This window comes from Sphingomonas antarctica, from assembly GCF_965137005.1.
Lineage (GTDB): Bacteria > Pseudomonadota > Alphaproteobacteria > Sphingomonadales > Sphingomonadaceae > Sphingomonas_O > Sphingomonas_O antarctica.
In genome coordinates this window covers 201,812-225,228 of the sequence record NZ_CBCRXM010000003.1, presented here as the reverse complement: position 1 = coordinate 225,228, position 23,417 = coordinate 201,812, and the positions used below count along the sequence as shown (strand labels likewise).

General features: G+C 64.1%; 24 protein-coding genes and 1 tRNA gene. 16 read left to right on the top strand and 9 right to left on the bottom strand.

Annotated elements, in window-relative coordinates; all coding sequences use genetic code 11:
* Positions 1-85 precede the first annotated feature (85 nt).
* The 3 genes from ACM9ME_RS04915 (at position 86) to ACM9ME_RS04905 (ending at position 1,789) form a co-directional block, all read left to right on the top strand.
* Positions 86-159: transfer RNA gene (locus tag ACM9ME_RS04915), tRNA-Gln, on the top strand.
* A gap of 11 nt (positions 160-170) precedes the next feature.
* A complete protein-coding gene (trhO, locus tag ACM9ME_RS04910) occupies positions 171-1,157 on the top strand; it encodes an oxygen-dependent tRNA uridine(34) hydroxylase TrhO (RefSeq protein ID WP_415642323.1) in 987 nt (328 codons plus the stop codon).
* Positions 1,157-1,789, top strand: a complete 633-nt coding sequence (locus tag ACM9ME_RS04905; protein ID WP_415642322.1) for an esterase/lipase family protein — start codon at positions 1,157-1,159, stop codon at positions 1,787-1,789. The genes trhO and ACM9ME_RS04905 overlap by 1 nt, the downstream gene beginning before the upstream one ends.
* A gap of 7 nt (positions 1,790-1,796) precedes the next feature.
* Here the strand turns inward: ACM9ME_RS04905 and ACM9ME_RS04900 are convergent, their stop codons facing one another.
* Positions 1,797-1,943, bottom strand: a complete 147-nt coding sequence (locus ACM9ME_RS04900) for a hypothetical protein (RefSeq protein WP_415642321.1) — start codon at positions 1,941-1,943, stop codon at positions 1,797-1,799.
* Positions 1,944-2,028: 85 nt separating this feature from the next.
* On the opposite strand from ACM9ME_RS04900, the gene ACM9ME_RS04895 reads away from it, so the two are divergent.
* A complete protein-coding gene (locus ACM9ME_RS04895) occupies positions 2,029-4,050 on the top strand; it encodes a prolyl oligopeptidase family serine peptidase (protein ID WP_415642320.1) in 2,022 nt (673 codons plus the stop codon).
* A gap of 101 nt (positions 4,051-4,151) precedes the next feature.
* Positions 4,152-4,703, top strand: coding sequence for a hemerythrin domain-containing protein (locus ACM9ME_RS04890; protein WP_415642319.1), 552 nt, complete (start codon positions 4,152-4,154; stop codon positions 4,701-4,703).
* On the opposite strand, the gene ACM9ME_RS04885 is transcribed toward ACM9ME_RS04890, so the two are convergent.
* Complete coding sequence (locus ACM9ME_RS04885; RefSeq protein WP_415642318.1) at positions 4,704-5,567, bottom strand: dienelactone hydrolase family protein; 864 nt, start codon at positions 5,565-5,567, stop codon at positions 4,704-4,706.
* 158 nt (positions 5,568-5,725) lie between these two features.
* Here ACM9ME_RS04885 and ACM9ME_RS04880 point away from each other — a divergent pair, with 158 nt between their 5' ends.
* The 6 genes from ACM9ME_RS04880 to ACM9ME_RS04855 all read left to right on the top strand — a co-directional run bounded on the left by ACM9ME_RS04880 (position 5,726) and on the right by ACM9ME_RS04855 (position 11,461).
* A complete protein-coding gene (locus ACM9ME_RS04880; RefSeq protein ID WP_415642317.1) occupies positions 5,726-7,123 on the top strand; it encodes a PEPxxWA-CTERM sorting domain-containing protein in 1,398 nt (465 codons plus the stop codon).
* 55 nt (positions 7,124-7,178) lie between these two features.
* On the top strand, positions 7,179-7,808 hold the full coding sequence (locus tag ACM9ME_RS04875) for a glutathione S-transferase family protein (RefSeq protein ID WP_415642316.1): 630 nt from the start codon (positions 7,179-7,181) through the stop codon (positions 7,806-7,808).
* 85 nt (positions 7,809-7,893) lie between these two features.
* On the top strand, positions 7,894-8,703 hold the full coding sequence (locus tag ACM9ME_RS04870; RefSeq protein WP_415642315.1) for a UDP-2,3-diacylglucosamine diphosphatase: 810 nt from the start codon (positions 7,894-7,896) through the stop codon (positions 8,701-8,703).
* Positions 8,700-9,719 (top strand): glycosyltransferase family 4 protein, encoded by a 1,020-nt coding sequence (locus ACM9ME_RS04865; protein ID WP_415642314.1) that lies wholly within the window; start codon positions 8,700-8,702, stop codon positions 9,717-9,719. Before ACM9ME_RS04870 ends, ACM9ME_RS04865 begins: the two co-directional genes overlap by 4 nt.
* Positions 9,720-9,819: 100 nt before the next feature.
* Positions 9,820-10,503, top strand: a complete 684-nt coding sequence (locus ACM9ME_RS04860) for a cell cycle transcriptional regulator TrcR (protein ID WP_415642313.1) — start codon at positions 9,820-9,822, stop codon at positions 10,501-10,503.
* A gap of 100 nt (positions 10,504-10,603) precedes the next feature.
* On the top strand, positions 10,604-11,461 hold the full coding sequence (locus ACM9ME_RS04855) for a PEPxxWA-CTERM sorting domain-containing protein (RefSeq protein WP_415642312.1): 858 nt from the start codon (positions 10,604-10,606) through the stop codon (positions 11,459-11,461).
* On the opposite strand, the gene nadB is transcribed toward ACM9ME_RS04855, so the two are convergent.
* From nadB to ACM9ME_RS04840, 3 genes are read right to left on the bottom strand one after another with little or no spacing between them, the layout of a single operon-like run.
* Entirely contained in the window at positions 11,458-13,026 is a 1,569-nt protein-coding gene (nadB, locus tag ACM9ME_RS04850; protein WP_415642311.1) for an L-aspartate oxidase, read from the bottom strand. The genes ACM9ME_RS04855 and nadB overlap by 4 nt on opposite strands.
* Positions 13,023-13,871, bottom strand: coding sequence for a formyltetrahydrofolate deformylase (gene purU / locus ACM9ME_RS04845; protein WP_415642310.1), 849 nt, complete (start codon positions 13,869-13,871; stop codon positions 13,023-13,025). The genes nadB and purU overlap by 4 nt, the downstream gene beginning before the upstream one ends.
* 22 nt (positions 13,872-13,893) lie before the next feature.
* Positions 13,894-14,814: an ABC transporter ATP-binding protein gene (locus ACM9ME_RS04840; protein WP_415642309.1), complete on the bottom strand. Its 921-nt coding sequence runs from the start codon at positions 14,812-14,814 to the stop codon at positions 13,894-13,896.
* Between the two features lie 75 nt (positions 14,815-14,889).
* On the opposite strand from ACM9ME_RS04840, the gene ACM9ME_RS04835 reads away from it, so the two are divergent.
* Genes ACM9ME_RS04835 through ACM9ME_RS04825 form a run of 3 tightly spaced genes read left to right on the top strand, consistent with a single transcriptional unit; the run spans position 14,890 to position 17,449 of the window.
* Positions 14,890-15,087, top strand: a complete 198-nt coding sequence (locus tag ACM9ME_RS04835) for a zinc-finger domain-containing protein (protein WP_415642308.1) — start codon at positions 14,890-14,892, stop codon at positions 15,085-15,087.
* A gap of 26 nt (positions 15,088-15,113) precedes the next feature.
* The gene (tldD, locus tag ACM9ME_RS04830; protein ID WP_415642307.1) at positions 15,114-16,523 is read left to right on the top strand and encodes a metalloprotease TldD; all 1,410 of its coding nucleotides are present in this window, start codon (positions 15,114-15,116) and stop codon (positions 16,521-16,523) included.
* Positions 16,520-17,449, top strand: coding sequence for a DUF5996 family protein (locus tag ACM9ME_RS04825; RefSeq protein WP_415642306.1), 930 nt, complete (start codon positions 16,520-16,522; stop codon positions 17,447-17,449). Before tldD ends, ACM9ME_RS04825 begins: the two co-directional genes overlap by 4 nt.
* A gap of 4 nt (positions 17,450-17,453) precedes the next feature.
* Here the strand turns inward: ACM9ME_RS04825 and ACM9ME_RS04820 are convergent, their stop codons facing one another.
* Entirely contained in the window at positions 17,454-18,332 is an 879-nt protein-coding gene (locus ACM9ME_RS04820; protein WP_415642305.1) for a DMT family transporter, read from the bottom strand.
* A gap of 38 nt (positions 18,333-18,370) precedes the next feature.
* On the opposite strand from ACM9ME_RS04820, the gene ACM9ME_RS04815 reads away from it, so the two are divergent.
* Positions 18,371-19,447: an alkene reductase gene (locus ACM9ME_RS04815; RefSeq protein ID WP_415642304.1), complete on the top strand. Its 1,077-nt coding sequence runs from the start codon at positions 18,371-18,373 to the stop codon at positions 19,445-19,447.
* Between the two features lie 22 nt (positions 19,448-19,469).
* Complete coding sequence (locus ACM9ME_RS04810; RefSeq protein ID WP_415642303.1) at positions 19,470-21,047, top strand: PHA/PHB synthase family protein; 1,578 nt, start codon at positions 19,470-19,472, stop codon at positions 21,045-21,047.
* Positions 21,048-21,098: 51 nt separating this feature from the next.
* Here the strand turns inward: ACM9ME_RS04810 and ACM9ME_RS04805 are convergent, their stop codons facing one another.
* Genes ACM9ME_RS04805 through ACM9ME_RS04795 form a run of 3 tightly spaced genes read right to left on the bottom strand, consistent with a single transcriptional unit; the run spans position 21,099 to position 23,389 of the window.
* On the bottom strand, positions 21,099-21,341 hold the full coding sequence (locus ACM9ME_RS04805) for a hypothetical protein (protein ID WP_415642302.1): 243 nt from the start codon (positions 21,339-21,341) through the stop codon (positions 21,099-21,101).
* Positions 21,342-21,389: 48 nt separating this feature from the next.
* Entirely contained in the window at positions 21,390-22,727 is a 1,338-nt protein-coding gene (locus ACM9ME_RS04800; RefSeq protein WP_415642301.1) for an ATP-binding protein, read from the bottom strand.
* The gene (locus tag ACM9ME_RS04795) at positions 22,724-23,389 is read right to left on the bottom strand and encodes a response regulator transcription factor (protein WP_415642300.1); all 666 of its coding nucleotides are present in this window, start codon (positions 23,387-23,389) and stop codon (positions 22,724-22,726) included. The genes ACM9ME_RS04800 and ACM9ME_RS04795 overlap by 4 nt, the downstream gene beginning before the upstream one ends.
* Positions 23,390-23,417: the final 28 nt, after the last annotated feature.

Here is a 23,417-nt window from a genome sequence, read left to right as displayed (position 1 = left end):
AGCGGATCGGCGTCGTGGCGGCAATGCAACTGGCGATTCCGTTGACTCGGGCCGCCCCCACCCTTATGCGCGCCGCCTGCTCGGCTGCCCCGTCGTCTAATGGTAAGACACCGGTTTCTGATACCGTTTATCGAGGTTCGAGTCCTCGCGGGGCATCCAGCATTTTCGCTATGCAGGCCATTATGGACGCGTCGATCCCGGGGAACGTCCCGTCAATTTGCGTCGCCGCGCTTTACCGTTTTATGCATTTCGAAGATTGCCAGAACCTGCGCGGACCGATCGAGCATCTGTGCCGCGAGAACGGGGTTCGTGGCACGCTATTGCTAGCGGACGAAGGTATTAACGGGACGATCGCCGGTTCTCCCGGCGGCGTCGAGCGGGTTCTCGACCATATCCGTGCGCTGCCCGGCTGCGCCGATCTCGACGTGAAATTTTCGTCTGCACCGACGATGCCGTTTCACCGGACGAAGGTTCGCGTGAAGCGCGAAATTGTCACCATGGGCAGGCCGGACATCGACCCCCGCACAAGCGCCGGAACCTATGTCGAGCCAGGAGACTGGAACGCTTTGATCGCAGACCCCGCGACGATCGTGATCGACACACGCAACGATTACGAGGTTGCGATCGGCAGTTTCGATCGGGCGATCAACCCGCAAACGGCAGATTTCAGGGAATTTCCGGACTGGTTCCGGCGCGAACGCGAACGGATTCTCGGTACCGGGATGTCTCCGAAGATTGCAATGTTCTGCACCGGCGGCATTCGCTGCGAAAAAGCGACGGCGTTCCTGAAGCAGGAAGGGGTTGAGGATGTCGTTCACCTGCGCGGCGGAATCCTGCGATACCTCGAAACAATGCCGGAGGAGACGAGCCTGTTTCGCGGCGAGTGCTTCGTATTCGATCAGCGTGTCTCGGTCGGGCAGGGTTTGGCCGTCGGAACCCACGCGCTATGTTTTGCGTGCCGGCGGCCGGTAAGCCACGCCGATCGTCAGTCGCCATTGTACGAAGAGGGCGCAAGTTGTGCCGTCTGTCATGCCGAACGTAGCGAGTCTCAGCGCGCATCCTATCGCGAGCGGCACCGCCAGGAAATGCGCGCTGCGCAACACGGACAGGCGCATGTCGGTGCCGTGCAGACGATGCGCAGAATCGACGCCGGTTGATGTTATCCAAAGGATCGGTCGTTCTGCTCCATGGGCTGGGCCGCGGCGCGGGAGCGTCGTGGCCGCTGGCCCGGTATCTGAAGCGGGGCGATTACTACACATTCGCGCCGGGCTATCCGTCGCGTACTTTGCCCTTGCCAGCGATCGTCGATCGGTTGCGCGCGCAGATTGCGGACCTTGACGGGCCGGTCCATTTTGTCACGCACAGTTATGGCGGGATCGTCGCGCATCGGTTGATCTCGACCGCGCCGCCGGCGAATTTGGGTCGCGTGGTGATGCTCGCGCCGCCGCATGGCGGCAGCGAATGGGCGGATCTGCTGGTGCGACTGAAGCTCGATCGGCTGGTGATGCGGGCGGCAACGGGAGAACTCACCACCGGGCGGAATGCCTCGCCCGTCGCCGACTATCCGCTGGGCATCATCGCCGGGACGCGCGCGCTTGATCCCATATTTCCGAGATTATTTGTACCGCGCCCGAATGACGGCAAGGTCTCGCTCGCCTCAACCCGGCTGGAAGGTATGACCGATCATATCGAATTGCCCGTTTCGCACACGTTGATGGTGTGGAACCCGCGCGTCATGGCGCAGGTCGCGGCGTTTCTCGACACCGGCACATTCACCCGCGCCAGGTGACGCCTCGTTAGCGGACCCAGAAAATCCAGATGGCCGACAGGATCACGATCGCCAGGCCGAGCGAAATGCCGAGCACCAGCGTCATCCCCGGCACGTCGACCGCGTCGCGCGCCTCGTCGGCGGTTTCGTGAATCTGGTCGCCGTCCTTGTGCATCGCATGCCTCCTTTTTTGTTGAGATAGCGCAATGCGCAGACGCGCGATAGACGCTGCCAATCGCTCCGTTTCGCCGAGGTGCCACATGCTCCGTTCGCTTGCCGTTGCCCTGTCGCTGACCATCACCGTTCCCGTCGTCGCTGCCCAGCCGGAAGGTCCCCAGCGTCATTTGACCGGGGCCGACCTATTTGGCCTCGAATGGGCGAGCGACCCGCAGATTTCGCCCGACGGGCGCAGCATCGCCTATGTCCGCAAATCGAACGACGTCATGACCGATCGCGCCAAATCGGCAATCTGGCTGATCGACGTGGCGAGCGGGCAACAGACGCCTTTGGTCACGGGCGCTGGCAGCTCGCGCTGGTCCCCCGACAGCAAACGGCTGGCTTATATCGGCAGTCCCGACGGCACCGCGCCACAGCTTTACGTCCGTTGGATGGCGTCGGGGGTCAGCGCCAAGGTCACCGGCCTGCCCGACAGTCCCGGTGCAATCGCCTGGTCGCCGGATGGCAACCGCATCGCTTATCTCGTCCGCGTTCCCGGGGAAGGCGCGACGCTGGGCAAGGCACCTCCCAAACCCGAAGGTGCGCAATGGGCGCCGCCGCTACAGGTCATCACCGACGTCACCTATCGCAGCGACGAGGAAGGCTATGTTCAACCCGGCAAATCGCACATCTTCATCGTGTCGTCCGACGGAGGTGCGCCGCGCCAGTTGAGCTATGGTGCCTATGACGATGGCGGGCCGCTGAGCTGGACGCCCGATGGCCGCAGCATCGTGTTCAGCGCCAACCGGCACGAGGATTGGGAACGCAATCCCAACAACAGCGAGGTCTATGCGCTCGATGTCGCGACCGGTGGCATCACGGCGCTGACCAGCCGCGCGGGGCCGGACGCCAATCCCGTCGTCTCGCCCGACGGGACCAGGATCGCGTGGCTCGGCTTCGACGACCAGTTTCTCGGCTATCAGAACGCCGAGATCTACGTTGCCAATCGCGACGGCAGCGGGCGGCGCTCGCTCACCGCCAGCCTCGACCGCTCGATCGACGATGTAGTCTGGGCGGGGAACGGCGCGCTGCTGGCCAAGTATGACGATCACGCCGGCAACAAGATCGTGCGCATCGACTTGTCGGGGCGGATGACGACGGCGGTCGCCGCGCTCGTCCCGGGCGGCGGGATCGACCGGCCCTATTCGGGCGGCAGCTTCTCCAGCACGCCGTCGGGCAGCGTCGCCTATACCTGCGGCAACGAATATCGCCCCGCCGACATCTGCGTCGGCAATGGCCGTCGCTTGACGCGGCTGAATGAAGATCTGCTGGCATCCAAGGTGTTGGGCAAGGTCAGCAAGCTCGCCGTGACCGCGCCCGACGGTCGTCCGATCGACGCCTGGCTGGTTCTCCCGCCCGATGCCGATCCGGCCAAGCGCTATCCGACGTTCCTCGAAATCCACGGCGGTCCGTTTACGGCCTATGGTCCGTTTTTCTCGACCGACGATCAGTTGTATGCCGCGGCGGGCTATGCGGTGCTTTACGCAAACCCGCGCGGATCGACGTCGTACGGCGCCGAATTCGCCAATCTGATCCATCACAAATATCCGGGCGACGATTATGGTGACCTGATGGCGGCGGTCGATGCGGCAATTGCCGGCGGCCATGCCGATGGCGACAATCTGTTCGTCACCGGCGGCTCCGGCGGCGGGGTGCTGACCGCCTGGACGGTGGGCAAGACCGACCGGTTCAAGGCGGCGGCGACGCAAAAGCCGGTGATCGACTGGGCCAGCTTCGCGCTGACCGCCGACAATCCGGCCTTCTTCGCCAAATACTGGTTCGGCAAGATGCCGTGGGAAGATCCGCAGGGCTATTGGGCGCGTAGCCCGTTGTCGCTGGTCGGTAACGTCAAGACGCCGACGCTCGTTATCGTTGGCAGCGAGGATTACCGCACGCCGGTGTCGGAGGCCGAACAATATTATGCTGCGCTGCAGCTGCGCGGCGTGCCCACGGCGCTGGTCAAGGTGCCCGGTGCGGGCCACGGCACAATCGCCGCACGGCCGTCGCAGAGCGCGGCCAAGGCTGCCGCGATCCTGGCGTGGTTCGACCGATATCGGACGAAATAGCCGATAATTATCATAGGTTAAGCGCCTGAGTGAGAGTGAATCGCAAGAGGAACGGCGGCGGGGCAGGCGAGTTGACGGGGGAGCGAAACAGGAGTGTTCCCATGTCTCTACTCGATAAGGTTGCCGCTGCCGTTGCCCCCGTTGCGAGCGATGAAACCCGCGCCAAAGCGCATGCGGACGCTCGTACGTTGTCCCGCGGCAATGACTGGCTGGGCCAAGTCCTCGACCATCACGAAGAGATCGACGCGCTGTTTGAACGCACCAAGGCCGCGACCGACGTCGCCGACCGTCAGGCTGCGCTCAAGGAACTCGGCGTTCTGCTGACCGGCCATTCGATTGCCGAGGAAGCAGTGCTCTACCCCGCGTTGGTCAAGGCCGATTATGAGGGCAAGGCGACCATCGCCTACACTCAGCAATCGACCGCCAAGACCGAAATGTTCCTGTTGGAAGGTCTTGATCCGACCAGCGAGGAATGGACCGACAAGTTGGAGCACATCATCGGTGCGGTCCGTCAGCACGTCTATCAGGAAGAAAGCAGCTGGTTCGTCGCTCTGGTACAGAGTCCGGACGTCGATCAGGCGTTGCTCACCGAAAAATACGCCGAGCAGTTCGATCGCTATATGGGCGGCGACAAGCCGGCCATGTTTAACTGATCACACCAGCCACTGTCTGAACCATTGCAGGCCGTCAGCCCAGGCTTTCTGGGCGGCGGCCTCGTTATAGCTGGGTCGATAGTCGGCGAGGAAGCCGTGCTCCGCGCCTTCGAACACCTCGATCTTTGACGGCTGATGCGCCGCTGCCAATGCCGCGCGCATCGCCGCGATGTCGGTTTGCGGAATGCCCTTGTCGAGCGCACCGTACAGCCCGAGCACCGGCGCCTTCAGTTGCGGCACGATGTCGATGACAGCCGTTGCATTCCGTCCCTTGGCCAGACCGCCGTAACAGGCGACGCCCGCCTGAACCTTCCGGTTATGCGCGGCATATAGCCAAGTGATCCGCCCGCCCCAGCAATAGCCGGTGATGCCCAGCCGCGCGGTGTGGCCACCGTGCTTGCCGGCGAATGCGACCGTCGCGTCGAGGTCCGCCAGCACCTGTCCATCGGGCGTCGGTATGACGATGGTATCGATCAGCGTCTTGAAGTCCGCGACCTTCGACGCGTCGCCCTTGCGTTGAAACAGGTCCGGCGCGATCGCGTGATATCCGGCCTTGGCATAACGCCGGACCATGTCCTGAACCCATTCGTGCAGCCCGAAAATTTCGTGGATGATCAGGATCACCGGCGCGTTTTTCTTTCCCGCAGGGCGAGCGCTGTAGGCGCGCATGTCGAACCCGCCGGTCGGCACTGTTACCCAGCCCGCGTCCAATCCGGTCGCGGGCGTGTTGATCGCCGTCGCCGAAATCGGCTGCGCGGCGAGTGCATAGCCGGCGGCCACGACCCCGCCGACCATCACCCCGCGGCGCCCCAATGTCGTCGAACGGATCCAGCTTTCGGTATCGGACGGGCGGTCTTCGGACATACGACTCTCCTTTGCGGCTACCCTAGCAGAGCTGAAACCGTCCGAGAACGGTACGGTCTTATGGTTTGACGCAGATCAGTTGGCGTGTGACTTTCAACCGACTCCAACGAGAGGAGCAAAGCCGCGGTCGCATCACACGGAATGGGGGATTTCCGACGATGACGAACTTTGCTCGCCATGCGGCGCTGGTTGCCGCACTATCTACATCCACCGCGGCCTACGCCGGCACGCTGACCGTGATCGCACCGCCGAGCGGCCTCGGAATTGCGAGTGTCGCGGCGCTGGGCATCAACAATGCCGGGTGGACGTCTGGCTCAGTGCTTTACACCGATCCGGCACGCGCCGGCGACGGTTTCTTGCGCGCACCCGACGGCACGTATTCGATTTTCAGCGGCGGCCCCGGACTTTTTACTCAGGGTCGCGCTGTCAGCAATAGCAACGATGTGATCGGCTATACCTCCGACGCGAGCGGTTTCACCGGCGAGTTTCGCCGCGCGGCGGACGGCTCCTTTACGTTCTTGACCAACCCTTCGACCGGCGCGCGCCTGCTTGGGATCGCACAGGGTGTCAACGACAGCGGCGGGATCGTTGGCAATTACCCGGTCACGGTGCCCGGCTTCGGCACCCCTCGCAATCATGGCTTCTTGTTGTCGGGTGGTGCGCTGACCGACATCGCCTATCCGGGACAGCCCGGCTATTCGATCAGCGCGCGCGGGATTGCCAACGACGGAACGATCGTCGGCTTTTCAGGCAGGACGGGGCAGGCCTTTGTTCGCTCGTCTGCTGGCGCGTTTACCTTCATCACACGCCCCGAAGCGACCAACTACACGGTCCTGACGTCGATCAACAATTTGGGGATCGCCATGGGTGGCTATGACGATGCGGCGGCCAACGGCCATGCCTTTCAATATAACACCCATACCGGTATTTTCACCGATGTCGTGATCCCCGGCGCGACGTCGGTGCAGACCTTCGGCATCAACGACAGCGGCCAGTATACTGTGTCGTCCGACGTCGGCTCGTTCATCTATACACCGGGCGGGCCATCGGCACCCGATGGCAGCAATGTGTTCCTGCCGGTGGACGATGGCTCGGCGCCCGACGGCGTCGCCGACTTCAACTTTGGCGTCGTCGCTGGCCAGACCTATTATATCGACCCGAGCTTTGCCCGAGGATTCGAATATCTTAGCGGTGCCAATGTCGACTTCGCCAGCGTGACGCTTCCCGTCGGCGTCGCACCGGGCGACAGCTACACGCTCGCGCTGTGGAACGGCACCAGCTACCATTATGCCGGAACCATCGCGGCGGGTGTTGCCTATAATTTTGCCGGCGCAGTCGATCGTTTCCGTATTTACGGTATCCCGGCGGGTGCAGGAATCGATGCCGCGAACCCCGGCGGTTTTGTCACCGGTGTGACATTTTCCGGCCCTGGCCAATTTAACGGTCAGCAGATCAGCCTGGTCCCCGAACCTGCCAACTGGGCGCTGATGATCGGTGGCTTCGGCTTGGCTGGCATGGCTGCGCGGCGGCGGAAGGCACGCACCGCCATCGCTTGACTCGACTCGGTTGTTCCCCGAATGTTTCGCTTGAGACATTCGGGGACCTGAGTCGATGGCTGCACTGACATTCTACACCAATCCCATGTCGCGCGGACAGATTGCGCGCTGGATGCTTGAGGAGGTTGGTCAGCCGTACGAACAGGTCGTGCTCGACTATGGCACGACGATGAAGGCGCCCGAATACCTTGCGGTCAATCCGATGGGGAAAGTGCCCGCGATCAAACACGGTGACGTGGTCGTGACCGAAGCCGCGGCGATTTGCGCCTATCTCGCCGATGCCTTTCCCGACGCGGGCCTCGCCCCGCCGACAGGGGAGCGCGGCGCTTATTACCGCTGGCTGTTCTTCGCCGCCGGACCGGTGGAGAGCGCGGTCACTGCCAAGTCGCTGGGCGGACTTGCGCCCCCCGACAAGGCGATGATGGCCGGCTATGGCAGTTTCGAAGCGGCGATCGACAATCTGGAACGCGCGATGCCAACGGGCGACGCGTGGATTGCCGGGCCGAATTTCTCCGCCGCTGATGTCTATGTCGGGTCGCAGGTCGACTGGGGCATGATGTTCAAATCGTTCGAACCGCGCCCGGCGTTCGAAGCCTATGCCAAACGGCTGCAAGCACGCCCAGCCTATCAGCGCGCGAAGGCGATCGACACCAAATTGATTGAAGAGATGCAGGCCAAGGGCTGAGCCGGACTGTCACCGTTCGTCCATAAAAGTCGCAACCCACTGTAACATTCCACCGGCATAAGCGCCCAAACGAAGGCGCTTCGTCATGGACAGGGTTTCGGCGGCGACGAACGGCGTGCGGCGACGGTTCCGCACGATCTGGATCAGCGACGTTCACCTCGGCACGCGGGGCTGCAATGCCAAGCTGTTGACCGACTTTCTCGATCATACCGACAGCGACACGCTCTACCTTGTCGGCGACATCATCGACGGGTGGCGGATGAAGAAGCGGTTTTATTGGCCCGCCGGCCACAACGATGTCGTCTGGCGGGTGATGAAGCGCGCCAAGCGCGGCACGCGGGTCGTCTACATCCCCGGGAATCATGACGAGATGTTCCGCCAGTTCACCGGCATGAATTTCGGCGGGGTGGAAATCCGCCGCAAGGCGATTCACGATACCGCCGACGGGCGCAAACTGCTGGTGCTGCACGGCGACGAATTCGATGCGATCATGCTCGCGCACCGCTGGCTCGCGGTCGTCGGCGATCATGCATATGAATGGCTGATGCGGCTGAACGTCGTCGTGAACCGCGTCCGCGCCTGGCTTAAACTGCCTTATTGGTCGCTGTCGAAGCACGCCAAACACAAGGTCAAGAACGCCGTCGCGTTCATCTCACGCTTCGAGGAGGTCGTCGCGCATGAAGCGGGCATGCGCGGCGTCGATGGCGTCGTCTGCGGCCACATCCACAATGCCGAGATGCGCGAGATTGCCGGCGTGACCTATTATAACGACGGCGACTGGGTCGAAAGCTGTACCGCCTTGGTCGAACATTTCGACGGGCGGATGGAAATTCTCCACTGGGCCGAAGAAGTCGCCAGACGCTCCGCCCCCGCACCGCTGAGGATCGCGGCATGAATATCACCATCGTCACCGATGCCTGGGCGCCGCAGGTCAATGGCGTCGTGCGCACCCTGGAAGCAACGCGCGACCTACTCATCCTTATGGGTCACAAGGTCGCGATCATCGCGCCCGATCAATATCGCTCGCTGCCATGCCCGACCTACCCCGAAATCCGGCTGAGCGTCGCTGGCGCACGACGGGTCGGGCGCGACATTGCCGCGACCGCGCCCGATGCGATCCATCTGTCGACCGAAGGGCCGCTGTGCGTCGCCGCGCGCAATTGGTGCGTGGCGCGCGGCATTCCGTTCACCACCGCCTTTCACACGCAGTTCCCGGATTACGTCGCCGCGCGCACCGGTGTGCCGGCGCGCTGGACATGGCGGTATCTGCGCTGGTTTCATGCCCCCGCGCATGCGGTTCTGGTTTCGACTCCGACACTCAAGCGCACACTCGCCACCCACGGCATCGCGTATACGCGGCTATGGGGCCGCGGTGTCGATCTAGGCCAATTCACCCCCGATCAGCCGCTGTCCGCCGCGCTCGCCGGATTGCCGCGCCCGATCCAGCTCTATGTCGGGCGGGTCGCGGTCGAAAAGAACCTCGACGCCTTTCTCGCCACCTCGCACCCGGGCAGCAAAGTCGTGGTCGGCGATGGGCCCGCGCTCGAAACGCTGCGCCGCCGCTATACGCAGGCGCATTTTGTCGGCAAATTACACGGCGTGGAGCTCGCAGCCGCTTATGCCCATGCCGACGTCTTTGTGTTCCCGAGCCGCACCGATACGTTCGGGCTGGTGATGATCGAGGCGATGGCATGCGGCACGCCCGTTGCGGCGTATCCGGTGCCGGGGCCGATCGATGTCGTCTCGACAGAGACGGGCGCGCTCGATCCCGGCCTTGATGCCGCAATCACCCGCGCCCTGGGCTGCGACCGCGACATCGTCGCTGCTTATGGCCGGAAATTCAGCTGGGAAGCGAGCGCGCGCCAGTTCCTTGCCGCGCTGGCGCCGATCGAGCGCCGCATTGCCGCCTGACCGCACGCTTGCCCTTGCGGTTCCCGCGCGCTAGGCAAAAGTTTCACGGGCCGCTCCGATAAGGGGCGGCCCTTTACGTATCTCGTGCAGGAATTTTCGTATGGCCCAGCCGCTCATGCCGCATGCGACCGCCGCCTGGCTGGTCGACAACACCGCGCTCACCTTCGACCAGATCGCGACGTTCTGCGGCCTGCACATTCTCGAAGTTCAGGCGATTGCCGACGATACGGCGGGCAGCAAGCTGACCGGTCGCGACCCGATCCGCAGCCATGAACTGACCCAGGACGATATCGACCGCGGCCAGGCCGATCCGAACTACGTCCTCAAAATGGACCGCGAACCCGAAGCCGCGTCGCGCACCCGTGGCCCGCGTTACACGCCGGTGTCGAAGCGCGCCGACAAGCCCGACGGCATCGCCTGGATCATCCGCAATCACCCCGAAGTGACCAATGCCCAGATCGGCAAGCTGATCGGCACCACCGTCAACACGATTACGGCGATCCGCGATAAGTCGCACTGGAACATGGTCAACATCACGCCCAAGGATCCCGTGACGCTCGGCCTGACCTCGCAGCGCGAACTCGACGCCGCGGTGGCCAAGGCGGCGAAAGCTGCTGGCATCGAGCCTCAGCCCGACATGCGCATCGACGGCGACCGCGCGGCCTTGGTCGAACAGCTCCATAAGGAGCGCGCCGACGCGACGCTTTACGCCGAGGCGGTCGCGCGCGGCGAGATCGAGCCGAAGCCCGCGGCGGAAGCGCTGTTCGACCCGTTTAAGCGATAGTCCAACCGTCCCAAATCGGGATAGTCTATTGGTGGCAATGATTTACGATATTGCGTGGTCGCGCTATCGGCATGCCGTGCAGGTCTTTGGGGGTCGCAAAATGTACAAAGTTCTCTCGCTCATCGCGCTTGGTGTGGCGACGCCCGCCGCGGCGGCGTCTCAGACCGTGTATGACACCAGCCTGTATGCGCTAAACGTCGGTGCGTCGCCCGCTGACCCAGCTTATGCGCGCACTGTCGACGCCGGCAATGGCACCGTGACTTACTCCACCGGCGCGCGCGTTTCTGCGCCGTCCGCATTCGACACCTGGCAGCAAAGCGACGTCGGTGGTTTGGGTGTCGTGGGGATCACCAAGGATTTTGCGCACGACGGCAATGGGTCGCTGGTGTTCGGTGGTACCAACGCCGGCTCGAAAGCCGATCTGGTTTATTACCTGTCCAGTCCGGAACTGCTCGATAGTTTTGGCGGCGCATCGTATGATTGGTACCGCAGCTCGGTGTCGGGCACCGCGTCGTATCTCGTCCCGTCGCTGCGCATCCTCCTGACCAACAATGGCCAGTTCGGCTCGCTGATTTTCGAGCCGATCTATCAGGGCACGGTCGTCACCGACGATCAATGGACGCATTCGGATTATAATTTCCAATCGCAAGTGTGGAACAGCAACGGCAAGCTGACCAACCCCACTGGCAATTACACCAACTCGCTGTTCGATTGGGCCATCGCCAATCCCAATGCGGTGGTCGTCGGATTTTCGACCGGCAGCGGTTCGGGTTGGTCGAATAATTTCGCAGGCGCGGTCGACAATATCAGCTGGCGCTTCGGCGAAGTAAACACGTCGTCATTTAACTTCGAGGTCGCGGGCGTGCCCGAGCCGACGCAATGGGCGCTGATGATCGGTGGTTTCGGTGTGGTCGGCGCGATTTCGCGCCGCCGCCGCCGCGCGGTTGCTGCCGCCTAGGGCACCAGAACGGTATCTTCGGCGACTGGCAGGGTCTCTGGATAATCGAGCGTGTAGTGCAGCCCACGGCTTTCATGCCGGTGGAGGGCGGACCTGACGATCAGGTCCGCGACCTCGACCAGATTGCGGAGTTCGATAAGGTCGGGCGTCACACGGAAATTGCCGTAATAATCGGCGACTTCCTGGCGTAACGTGGCGATGCGATGCGCGGCGCGCTCGAGCCGCTTGGTCGTGCGGACGATGCCGACGTAATCCCACATGAAACGGCGGATCTCGCGCCAATTGTGCTGGACGATGACTTCTTCGTCCGAATCGGTGACGCGGCTCGCATCCCAGGCGCGGATCGGCGGCGGGTCCGACAATTCGCTCGCCAATATGTGCTTCGCCGCCGCCTCGCCGAACACGAAACATTCGAGCAGCGAGTTCGAGGCCAGCCGGTTGGCGCCGTGCAGCCCGGATTGCGTACATTCGCCCGCCGCATAAAGCCCCGGCAGATCGGTACAGCCATGCGCGTCGATCAGTATTCCACCGCAGGTATAATGCTGCGCCGGCACCACCGGGATCGGTCCGGTCGTCATGTCGATGCCGAGCCCAATCAGCTTCTCATAAATGTTGGGAAAATGCCCCTTCACGAATTCGGGCGGCATGTGGCTGATGTCGAGATGGACGAAGTCGAGCCCGTCGCGCTTGATCTCGGCATCGATCGCCCGCGCGACGATATCGCGCGGCGCCAGTTCCTCGCGCTTGTCATAGTCGGGCATGAACCGCCGCCCCGTCTTGGGGTTGATCAGCCGCCCGCCTTCGCCACGTACCGCCTCGGTGATCAGGAAGTTCTTGACCTCCAGATTGTAGAGGCAGGTTGGGTGGAATTGCATGAATTCCATATTGGAAATACGACAGCCCGCGCGCCATGCCATCGCGATGCCGTCGCCCGTCGCGCCCCTCGGCGCGGTCGAATACAGATAGGTCCGCCCCGCGCCGCCTGTCGCCACGATCGTTGCGCGGCCCAGAATCGCCTCGATCTCGCCCGATTTGCGGTCGAGCGCATAGACGCCCCACACCCGGCCATCGCCCGAATAGCGTTCGGCATGCCGCCCGGTGATCAGGTCCACCGCGGCATGGTCGGCAAGCAGCGTGATATTCGGATGCGCCACCGCCGCGCGCTCCAGCGCTTGCTGGATCGCCCAGCCGGTCGCGTCGTTCACATGCACGATGCGACGGTGCGAATGCCCGCCTTCGCGCGTCAGGTGCAGTTCGCCGCCTTGGGTATTGAACGGCACACCGAGCTCTTCGAGCCGCGCGATCGCGGCCGGCGCGCCCGCCACGACCATCTCGACGATCGCGCGGTTGTTGAGCCCCGCGCCGGCGATCATCGTGTCCTCGACATGACTTTCGAAGCTGTCGCCTTCCTCCAGCACCGCCGCGACGCCGCCTTGCGCCCACGCGGTCGAACCTTCGGAGAGGCCGCCCTTGGCGAGCACTGCGACCTTTTGATGCGGCGCGAGGTTAAGCGCTGCGGTCAGGCCAGCGGCGCCCGATCCGATAATGACGGTGTCGTAAGTCATCGTGCAAACACCACGGTTTTCGTGCCGTTGATCAATACGCGCTCCTCGAGATGCGCGTGGATCGCGCGCGCGAGGACCCGTTGTTCGATATTGCGGCCCTTGCGCACCAGATCGTCGGGCGTGTCGGCATGGCTGATCGGTTCGACGTCCTGTGCGATGATCGGTCCTTCGTCGAGGTCGGGTGTGACATAATGTGCGGTCGCGCCGATCAGTTTGACGCCGCGGGCATGCGCCTGATGATACGGCTTGGCGCCCTTGAAGCCGGGCAGGAAGCTGTGATGGATGTTGATGCAGCGCCCGGCATAATCGCGCGCCAGATCGTCGGACAAAATTTGCATATACCGCGCGAGCACGATCAAATCGGCGTGGCTGTCGGTGACGACGGCGCGGATGCGCGCTTCCTGGGTCGCCTTGGTTTCGGGCGTCACGGGCAGATGGTGAAACGGGATCGTACCCAATTCGGCAAAGCTCAGCGCGTCACGCGGATGGTTGGATATGATCGCAACCACATCCATCGCCAGCTCGCCGATCCGCACGCGATAAAGCAGGTCGGCCAGGCAATGGTCGAAGCGCGACACCAGAATGACTGCGCGGGGCCGCGCCGCATTGTCGCGCAGCCGCCAGTCCATTCCCGCCTGCATTGCAAACACGCTGCACCGCGCCGCCACCGGATCGTATCCGTTGGGCGACTGGAACCGTACGCGCATGAAAAAGCGCCCGCTTTCCGCATCCTCGAATTGCTGCGCCTCGAGGATATTGCCCTGTTCGGCGAGCAATCCGGCGCTGACCGTCGCCACCAGTCCCGGGCGATCCGGGCATGACAGGATCAGCGTGTAATCGAACATCGCGGCGCTTCGATCCAACGCGCTAGGCGCCGGCGCGCGTCAGGTTGAGGAATACGTCTTCCAGATCGGGCTCCTTGGTCGACACATCGACGATGCCCAGCCCCGCACCCGTCACCGCTGCCAGGACTTCGCCCGCGTTGGCGCGGTCCTTGCGATAGGTGATCTGCAATACGCGATCCCGCAATACGGTTACCTTCTCGAACACCGGCGATTGCGGCGCTTCCGCCAGATCGCGGTCGACCGTCACTTCGACGATCTTTTCCTGCGCCATATTGACCAGTTCGCGCGTCGGCTGGTTGGTGATCAGCCGCCCGTGATTGATGATCGCGATGCGGTCGCACAATTGCTCGGCTTCCTCGAGGTAATGCGTCGTCAGCACGATGGTCACGCCGTGCGAATTGAGTTCGCGGACATACGCCCAGAGCTGCTGGCGCAATTCGATATCGACGCCCGCGGTCGGCTCGTCGAGCACCAGCACCGGCGGCGAATGGACCATTGCCTTGGCGACCAGCAGCCGCCGCTTCATCCCGCCCGACAGGGTCCGGGCATAAGCGTTGGCCTTGTCCTCCAAACGCATCGCGCGGAGCAGTTCCATCGACCGCCGCTGTCCCTTGGGCACGCCGTACAATCCGGCTTGCAGCTCCAGGGCCTCGAATGGCGTGAAGAACGGATCGAACAGGATTTCCTGCGGAACGATGCCGATCGACGCTTTGGCATTGCGCGGATGATCGGTGATATCGAAGCCCCAAATCTTCGCGGAGCCGCCGGTTTTGTTGACCATGCCGGACAGGATGTTGATCAGCGTCGACTTGCCCGCGCCATTGGGTCCCAGCAGCCCAAAAATCTGCCCGCGCGGCACGTCGAAGGTCACGCCGTCGAGCGCACGCTTCCCTCCGACATAGGTTTTCTGGAGATTGTCGATCACGATGGCGGCTTCGGACATAATCGTCGCTTAGCGTCGAGCGCGCGATTGCCCAACCTTCTTCCGCTCCGTCCTCGCCGCTGCTAACCGGAGTGTATGGCAACACCGGCTCCCGAAACCATCCGCACCCCAAAACGCCGTATCGCGTGCGACGGCGGTGGCGATATCCCCGCCGCGCTCGGCCATCCGCGCGTGTGGCTGGAAATCGACGACAAGGGCTGGGTGGATTGCGGCTATTGCGACCGCCATTACATCCTGATCGGCGGCCCCGCCGATGTTGAGGCTGGCCACTAGGGGATCGCCTCCCTATCTCTCGTGGCATGAACCCCCGCGACAATCTCTACCGAGACCTCACACCCGAACGCGCCATCGAACTCACGCACCAGGCAATCGGCCAATGCGACGATGGCGAGCTGTACCTGCAATATGGCTTACATGAGAGTTTTGCATTCGACGACGGTCGCCTGAAAGTCGCCGATTACGGCACCGATCGCGGCTTCGGCCTGCGCGGGATCAGCGGCGAGACCACCGGCTTTGCGCATGCCGACGAGATCAGCGAACCGGCGATCCGCCGCGCGGCGGAGACGATGCGCCTGCTCGATTCATCGACGCAGGCCTCGGCAGCACCTCGTCGTAGCAACACGCGGCTCTACACCGACAGCGACCCGCTAAGCCTCGTCCCGTTCGAGGATAAAGTCGCGCTGATGGAGCGAATCGACGCCGCCGCGCGCGCCCGCGATCCGCGCGTCGTCCAGGTCTCGGCGTCGCTCTCGGGCAGCTGGCAGGTGATCGACATCGTCCGCGCCGACGGCTTCGTCGCGCACGATATCCGCCCGCTGGTGCGCCTCAATGTCGGTATCGTCGTCGAGACCAATGGCCGCCGCGAATCGGGCAATTTCGGGATTGGCGGGCGCTATCTCTACGACCGGTTGTTCGAAGAGGGCGTGTGGAATCGCGCGATCGACGAGGCGCTGGCCCAGGCTTTGGTCAATCTCGAATCTGTGGCCGCGCCTGTTGGCGAGATGCCCGTATTGCTCGGCCCCGGCTGGTGCGGCGTGCTGCTTCACGAAGCCGTCGGCCACGGCCTCGAAGGCGATTTCAACCGCAAGGGCTCGTCGGCCTTTTCGGGCCGTATCGGCGACCGCGTCGGCGCGCCCGGCGTGACGGTGGTCGATGATGGCGCGCTGCACGACCGGCGCGGCTCGCTGTCGATCGATGACGAAGGCACGCCGACCCAGGAAAACGTCCTGATCGAAGACGGCATCCTCAAGGGCTATATGCAGGACCGCCTCAACGCCCGCCTGATGGGCGTCGCCCCGACCGGCAATGGCCGCCGCAAAAATTACGCTCACGCCCCCATGCCGCGCATGACCAACACCTTTGCGCGCGGCGGCAATGACGATCCGGGCGAACTGCTCAGCCGCATGAAGACCGGCATTTTTTGCAAATCGTTCGGCGGCGGACAGGTCGATATCGTCAGCGGTAAATTCGTGTTCAGCTGCACCGAGGCGTATAAGGTTGAGAACGGCAAATTGGGCGCTCCGATCAAGGGCGCGACGCTGATCGGCGACGGCCCGACCGTCCTCACCCGCGTTCTCGGCATCGGCAACGACATGGCGCTCGACGAAGGCGTCGGCATCTGCGGCAAGGGCGGGCAGTCGGTTCCCGCAGGCGTCGGTCAGCCGAGCCTGCTAATCGATGCGCTGACGGTCGGCGGCACCGCAGCGTGAACGTCGACTGGCCCGCGCTTGATTATGCGGGCTGGGCGGAAACACAGCGCCACTTGCACCTGCTGACGCAAATCGTCGGCAAAGTGCGGCTCGCGCACACGCCGTGGATCAACCACAGCTGGCACGTGACGCTTTATCCCACGGCGTGCGGGCTGACGACCGGGCCAATTCCGGCGGCAGTGGACGTTCAGCTCGACTTCGATTTTGTCGACCAATTGCTGATCATCGCCTCGGCGCGCGGGGACCGGCGCGAGTTTCCTTTACGCTCAGGGAGTGTGGCCGACGCTTATCAGGCGATCATGGCGGCGCTGACGGAACTCGGTGCGCCGACCGTGATCGACGCCATGCCCAGCGAGATGCACGATGCGATCGCCTTTGATCAGGATCGCGCGAGCCGACCGTGGGACGGCGACGCCGTGCGCCGCTTTCACCGCGTGCTGCTGTCCGCCGCACGCGTTTTCACGGCGGACCGGTCGGCCTTTCTCGGCAAGGTCAGTCCGGTGCATTTCTTCTGGGGCAGTTGCGATCTGGCGGTGACCCGCTTTTCGGGCCGACGCGCCCCGCGTCATCCCGGCGGCATGCCGGGTTTGCCCGATGCAGTCGCCTGCGAAGCCTATAGCCACGAAGAAGCCAGTCTTGGTTTCTGGCCCGGCGATGCCCGCCACCCGCGCGCCGCGTTCTATGCCTATGCCTATCCCGCGCCTGCTGGTTATGCAGAGGCTGCGGCCGGACCAGGCGCGTATGACACCGCGTTGGGGGAATTCCTCCTCGACTATGATACGATGAGGCAAACGCCCGACCCTGACGCCACTCTGCTGCGCTTCGCCCGCGTCGCTTATGCTGCCGCCGCGGATCTGGGGGCTTGGGACCGCGCCGCGCTCGATTGCCCCATCGGCGTTCCCGGACAGCCGCGACTGGTCCCCTAGGCGGTCACCGCACCAGCACCAGCGCCACCGCGATCATCACCGCACCGACCAGATCAAGCGGCCCCAGCGTCTCGTGGAACAGGAAATACCCGCCGATCGCCGCGACCACCGGCTGCGTCAGCAGCGTCAGCCCGATCACCAGCGGACTGGTCCGGCCCAATGCGCGCGTCATCAATCCCTGACCCGCGATCTGGCTGCAGAACGACAAAGCGACCAGCGGCCACCAGTTGGTCGGCACGATCGTCTCGCCCATTGCCAGCGCCAGAGCCAGCAACGGCACCGCGCTCGCCAGCGTCGATGCGGCCAGCAATGGCAACGGCGACAAGGTTTCTCGCGCCCGGGCGATCGCGATGAAATAAATCGCGTAAAACATGCCCGCGAGCATGCTCAGCAAATCGCCCACCAAGTGTTCGGGGCTGAGTTCGGCGCTTCGCCCCATCAGCACCGCCGCACCCAGCGCGGCGAAGATCAGCGCTAGCCCCTGCCGCCGCGACGGCCAGGCACGGGCGGCCAGAAAGCCGTAAATCGGGAACAACAGGCTCGCCGAATTGCCGAACAACGTCGCGTTGGCGACCTTGGTCCGCACGATACCGAGGTGCCAACTGGCGAGATCGCCCGCAAATACCAGGCCTGACGCCGCGACGATCAGGATCAGGACCGGCGTGAACCCGCTCGGCTTGCCGCGCCCCGACCACGCCGCCGCGCCGGCAAGGATCGGAAAGGCGATGGCCATGCGCCAGAATGCCGACGCCACCGGCCCGACATCGCTCAGCCGCACCAGCACCGGACCAAAGGCCAGCAGCGCATTGGCGAGGATCAACGCGGCAATCGCGCGCGCGCCTTCATGCCCCCCAAGGGTTTCTTGACTTGCCGATGTCGCCACTGCGTCCCCATAGCGGAGGCAACCCCGAAAGGAACCCGATGCCCACCCTGTTCGACCCGATTAAACTCGGCGCGATCGACGCGCCGAACCGTATCATCATGGCACCCCTGACGCGCGGACGCTCAACGAAAGAGCATGTCCCGACCGAGATCATGCAGACCTATTATGCGCAGCGCGCCGGCGCGGGACTGATCCTCAGCGAGGCGACGGGGATCAGCCGCGAGGGCCTTGGCTGGCCATTCGCGCCGGGCCTGTGGACCGACGAGCAGGTCGAGGCTTGGAAGCCCGTCACTGCCGCCGTTCACGCCGCGGGCGGGCGCATCGCAGCGCAGCTGTGGCATATGGGCCGTATCGTCCATTCGAGTTTTCTCGGCGATCAGCCCCCGGTTTCGGCCTCGGCAACTCAGGCGCCGACCAAGGCGCACACTTATGAGGGGCGGTTGCCCTATGACGTCGCTCGCCCGCTCGAAGTGAGCGAAGTGCCACGGCTGGTCGAAGATTACACCAAGGCCGCGAAAAACGCCCTCGCTGCGGGCTTTGACGGGATCCAGTTGCACAGCGCCAACGGCTATCTGATCGACCAGTTCCTGCGCGATGGTTCGAACAAGCGGACGGACGAATATGGTGGCGAGATCGCGAACCGCATTCGTTTGCTCGATCAGGTCGTGTCCGCATTGGTCGCGGTGGCCGGGGCGGACAAGGTCGGCGTTCGCCTGTCGCCCAATGGCGAAAGCCAGGGTGTCGACGACAGCAATCCAGAGCCGCTGTTCACTGCCGCCGCCGCGGCGCTCGACGCACGCGGCATCGCCTATCTCGAACTGCGCGAACCTGGGGAGAATGGCACGTTCGGCCGCACCGATGTGCCGCGCCTCAGCCAGGCGATCCGCAAGGTTTTCAAGGGGCCGCTGATCCTCAATTCGGACTATACGCTGGAGGCCGCCCAGACGGCGATTGCCAGCGGTGCCGCCGATGCGATCAGTTTCGGCCGCCCGTTCATTTCGAACCCCGATCTGCCCGCGCGATTGGCCTCGGGTACGCCGCTCGCGCCCGATGTCATGGCGCAATGGTATTCGCAGGGTCCGGAGGGCTATATCGACTATCCGACCGCGACCTGACTCGCGGCGACGAGGAGAGCGCATGGCCGATCAGGACCCCGCAATGCCGCTGGCGAACGGCCTTCAGGCGGTGCTCGACGCCTGGGGTCAGATCCTCGCGCCCGTCGCTGCGGCGGGGCGGGGTGCGCTCGATCCAAAGGACAAGCGTTTCGCCGCGCCCGAATGGGATCATCCGGTGTTCGACCTGATGCGCCAGGGCTATTCGCTGATGGCCGACGCGATGATGAAATCGGTCGCGCAATTGCCCGGCCTCGACGATAGCCAGCGTCAGCGCGCCGAATTCGCGATGCGCTCGCTGGTCGAGGCGATGTCCCCCGCCAACTCGCCGTTCACCAATCCGGTCGCGCTGAACAAGGCGATCGAAACGAATGGTCAGAGCCTCGCCACCGGCTTTCAGCATTTGTTGCGCGATTTCGGCGCGGGCCAGCTCAGCCACGTTGCGGAGGGGGCGTTCGAGGTCGGTCGCAACATCGCGACGACTCCCGGCAAGGTCGTTCATGAAACTCCGCTATACCAACTGATCCAGTACAGCCCGACCACCGAAACGGTGCTGGCCACGCCGCTGGTCATCTTTCCGCCGTGGATCAACCGCTTCTACATCCTCGACCTGACGCCCGAAAAAAGCTTCATCCGCTGGGCGGTGGATCAGGGGCTGAGCGTATTCGTGGTCAGCTGGAAGTCCGCCGACGCGTCGATGAAGGATGTCGTCTGGGACGATTATATCGCCGCGCAGATCGAGGCGGTCGACACGATCCGTGATGTGCTGGACGTCCCCGCGGTCCACACCATCGGCTATTGCGTCGCGGGGACCACGCTCGCCGCGACGCTCGCGGTGCTGGCGGCGAAGGGCGAGGCGGCCAAGGTCGCCAGCGCCACCTTTTTCACCGCGCAGGTCGACTTTTCCGAAGCGGGCGAACTGCTCAATTTCATCGACGACAATTACCTCCAGATGATCGAGGCGGTGTCGGGCGAAGGGTTTCTCGACGGGCGGTATCTCGCCGCCGCGTTCAACCAATTGCGCGGCAAGGATCTGATCTGGGGTCCGGTCGCCAACCACTATTTGCTTGGCAAGGACTATCCGGCGTTCGACCTGCTCCACTGGAATGGCGACGTCACCAATCTGCCCGCCAAATGGCACAAGGCGTATTTGCTCGACCTTTACCGCGACAACAAACTGGTCGAGCCCGGTGCGATGAGCGCGCTTGGCGTGCCGATCGACTTGTCGCAGGTCATGACGCCCGCCTTCGTTCAGGCGGGCCGCGAAGACCATATCGCCCCGCTCGCCAGCGTGTGGAAATTGACCGAACATTTTACCGGGCCGGTGAAATTTCTCCTCGCCGGCAGCGGTCACATCGCCGGCGTGGTCAATCCGCCCGCATCCAACAAATACGGCTATTGGACCAACGACGCCGCACTGACCTCGCTCGACGATTTTATCGATGGGGCGACCGAGCACAAGGGCAGTTGGTGGCCCAACTGGATCGACTGGATCCGCAACCGTGACGATGCTGAAGTCCCCGCCAAGGCTGCGCGCATTCCCGGCAAAGGCAAATTGAAAGCGATCGAGGACGCCCCCGGTCGCTACGTCCGCACGCGCTAGATACTCTCCCTCGGGGAGAGGTCGACTCGGCGAAGCCGAGCGGGTGAGGGACTATTTTTTGGCCGCCGAATTCGTGGCCCCGTCGGGGGCGACACCCAGTTGCGCCATCGGGTCGGTCGCATTGCCCATCGCATTCTGCACGGTCGCCTGATTTTCGCCGACCGCATTGCGTTGCACCCCGGCCATCACCGCGAAGAACACGACCAGCAGGACGATGACGAACGCCAACCCGGTAATGCCCACGCGCAATCGCTGCATCTTGCGTTGCGGTTCGTCGGGGGGTTTCGATGCCACGATGGGCAGACTAGAAAGCTAATCGACCAGCGGCAATGCTTGCGATCGTCACGTCGCGATACCGTCACGCGCGGGCAACCGCACTTCGGCCCGCAGTCCGCCCGACGAAGCGGAACCAAGGATCAACTCGCCCCCATAAAGCGCCGCGAGCTCGCGCGCGATGGCCAGGCCGAAGCCATGACCTTCGCCGCGTTCGTCGAGCCTGACACCGGCCTGCAACGCCCGCGCGCGCGACGCTTCGGGGATACCCGGCCCGTCATCCTCGACGACCAGATGCACCATCCCCCCGACGCGCATCCCCGTCACCACCACCCGGCACACGGCATGGCGCACCGCATTGTCGATCAGATTGCCTGAGAGTTCGTCGAAATCGGCCGGGTCCATCGCCACCGCCAAATCCGCCGCGATCACGACATCGATCGCCACTTTGCGCTCGCCCGCCAACCGCATGAGCGTCGCCGCCAGATCGGCAATCGCCGGAGCGATCACCGTGCTTTTGCGAGTGCCCGCCACGCGATCGCGCGTCCGCGACAGATGATGGCGGATGACCGCGTCGATCCGCGCGACCTGCCGTGACGCCCCGGGATCGTCGCGCAATCCGAGCGCGAGCGTCGCCACCGGCGTCTTCAGTGCATGCGCCAGATTGGCGGCGGACGCGCGCGCCGCCGCCAGCGCCGCGTCATTCTCCCGAACCAGTGCATTGAGTTCCCCGGCCAGCGGCGCGAGTTCGTGCGGCTGATCATCGGGCACCGCCGCCGCCCGTCCGGCACGTACCTCGGCCACAGCGCTTTTTAGCGCTCGTAGGGGACGAAGCCCCAGCCGCACCTGGACGGCTGCCGTAACAGCGAGCACGGCCGACAGCGCCGCGAGCAACAGCATCAGCGGCATGGCCGCGGCGCGGATCGGTCGCTGGATCACCTCGCGCGGCGCACTCGCGGTCAGCCGCACATCCCCGCCGGTCGTCTTCAGGATCAACTCGCGTGCGTGCACCGGCGCGTCGTCGGCATCGCGGCCTTCACGCGGCTGCGCGCCACCGTGGCGCCGACGCTCGTCGATCGGCGGACCGGGCAGTTCGGGGTCGAGCCGCGGGAAATCGGCGGGTCCGACGGTCCGCTCCGGCGCGCTGATCTGCCACGACCAGTCGCGCCCGGCGGACAAGGCGTCGCGTACGACCGCCAGCCGCGGCATGTCGATGGTCCCGTTCGCATCGACACTGCTCGCCATCAACGCGATTTGCGCATCGAGCCGCCGGTCGATGCCCTGCGTTACGACCCGCTCCAGCACGCCGCCGATCACCGCAGCGGCAATAGCCAGCGCCACCAGACTGGTCAGCGCCGACAAGGTCAGCATCCGCCCCGCGATCGATTGCGGTAGCCAGCGCCTCACTGCGGGCCCGCCGTCAAACGATACCCGCGCCCGCGCACCGTTTCGATCAGATCGGCCCCGATCTTCTTGCGCAGCCGTCCGATGATCACGTCGAGCGTGTTGGAATCATTGTCGGTGTCGCCCTCATACACTCGCTCGATCAACGCGAGCCGCTCGATCACCACCTCGCGGGACAGCATCAGCGTCGACAGCACACGCCATTCCAGGGCGGTCAGGCGCAACGGAAAGCCATCGAGTTCGAACGCGCCCGACTGACTGTCGAACGACAATGGCCCGCAGGCCACCAATGCCGCCGCATGTCCCGCCGCGCGCCGCACGATCGCGCGCAACCGCATCAACAATTCCTCGAAGCGGAATGGCTTGGTCAGGAAATCGTCGGCCCCCGCCTTGAACCCGGCGACCTTGTCCGACCAGCCGTCGCGCGCGGTCAGGATCAGCACCGGATGCGCCCGCCCCGCGTCGCGCCAGGCTTTCAGAATCGCCAGCCCGTCCATCCCCGGCATGCCCAGATCAAGGACCGCCGCGTCATACGTCTCGGTATCGCCGAGATGCGCCGCGTCGATGCCGTCCGCCGCCAGATCGACCGCGCAATTCTCCCCGCGCAGCGCCTTTGCCAGCGCGGGCCCCAGATCGGGATCGTCTTCGACCAGCAGGATGCGCATACCCCCCGCTACGCGCCTTTAGCTAAAC

What these genes read in the sequence shown, in the direction of transcription:
- purU (WP_415642310.1), bottom strand. Translation starts at nt 13,871, where the DNA reads ATGTTCGATTACACGCTGATCCTGTCATGCCCGGATCGCCCGGGACTG.
- nadB (WP_415642311.1), bottom strand. Translation starts at nt 13,026, where the DNA reads ATGACTTACGACACCGTCATTATCGGATCGGGCGCCGCTGGCCTGACC.
- ACM9ME_RS04840 (WP_415642309.1), bottom strand. Translation starts at nt 14,814, where the DNA reads ATGTCCGAAGCCGCCATCGTGATCGACAATCTCCAGAAAACCTATGTC.
- ACM9ME_RS04900 (WP_415642321.1), bottom strand. Translation starts at nt 1,943, where the DNA reads ATGCACAAGGACGGCGACCAGATTCACGAAACCGCCGACGAGGCGCGC.
- ACM9ME_RS04875 (WP_415642316.1), top strand. Translation starts at nt 7,179, where the DNA reads ATGGCTGCACTGACATTCTACACCAATCCCATGTCGCGCGGACAGATT.
- ACM9ME_RS04855 (WP_415642312.1), top strand. Translation starts at nt 10,604, where the DNA reads ATGTACAAAGTTCTCTCGCTCATCGCGCTTGGTGTGGCGACGCCCGCC.
- ACM9ME_RS04895 (WP_415642320.1), top strand. Translation starts at nt 2,029, where the DNA reads ATGCTCCGTTCGCTTGCCGTTGCCCTGTCGCTGACCATCACCGTTCCC.
- tldD (WP_415642307.1), top strand. Translation starts at nt 15,114, where the DNA reads ATGAACCCCCGCGACAATCTCTACCGAGACCTCACACCCGAACGCGCC.
- ACM9ME_RS04835 (WP_415642308.1), top strand. Translation starts at nt 14,890, where the DNA reads ATGGCAACACCGGCTCCCGAAACCATCCGCACCCCAAAACGCCGTATC.
- ACM9ME_RS04905 (WP_415642322.1), top strand. Translation starts at nt 1,157, where the DNA reads ATGTTATCCAAAGGATCGGTCGTTCTGCTCCATGGGCTGGGCCGCGGC.
- ACM9ME_RS04860 (WP_415642313.1), top strand. Translation starts at nt 9,820, where the DNA reads ATGGCCCAGCCGCTCATGCCGCATGCGACCGCCGCCTGGCTGGTCGAC.
- ACM9ME_RS04890 (WP_415642319.1), top strand. Translation starts at nt 4,152, where the DNA reads ATGTCTCTACTCGATAAGGTTGCCGCTGCCGTTGCCCCCGTTGCGAGC.
- ACM9ME_RS04865 (WP_415642314.1), top strand. Translation starts at nt 8,700, where the DNA reads ATGAATATCACCATCGTCACCGATGCCTGGGCGCCGCAGGTCAATGGC.
- ACM9ME_RS04880 (WP_415642317.1), top strand. Translation starts at nt 5,726, where the DNA reads ATGACGAACTTTGCTCGCCATGCGGCGCTGGTTGCCGCACTATCTACA.
- trhO (WP_415642323.1), top strand. Translation starts at nt 171, where the DNA reads ATGCAGGCCATTATGGACGCGTCGATCCCGGGGAACGTCCCGTCAATT.
- ACM9ME_RS04870 (WP_415642315.1), top strand. Translation starts at nt 7,894, where the DNA reads ATGGACAGGGTTTCGGCGGCGACGAACGGCGTGCGGCGACGGTTCCGC.
- ACM9ME_RS04795 (WP_415642300.1), bottom strand. Translation starts at nt 23,389, where the DNA reads ATGCGCATCCTGCTGGTCGAAGACGATCCCGATCTGGGGCCCGCGCTG.
- ACM9ME_RS04885 (WP_415642318.1), bottom strand. Translation starts at nt 5,567, where the DNA reads ATGTCCGAAGACCGCCCGTCCGATACCGAAAGCTGGATCCGTTCGACG.
- ACM9ME_RS04815 (WP_415642304.1), top strand. Translation starts at nt 18,371, where the DNA reads ATGCCCACCCTGTTCGACCCGATTAAACTCGGCGCGATCGACGCGCCG.
- ACM9ME_RS04810 (WP_415642303.1), top strand. Translation starts at nt 19,470, where the DNA reads ATGGCCGATCAGGACCCCGCAATGCCGCTGGCGAACGGCCTTCAGGCG.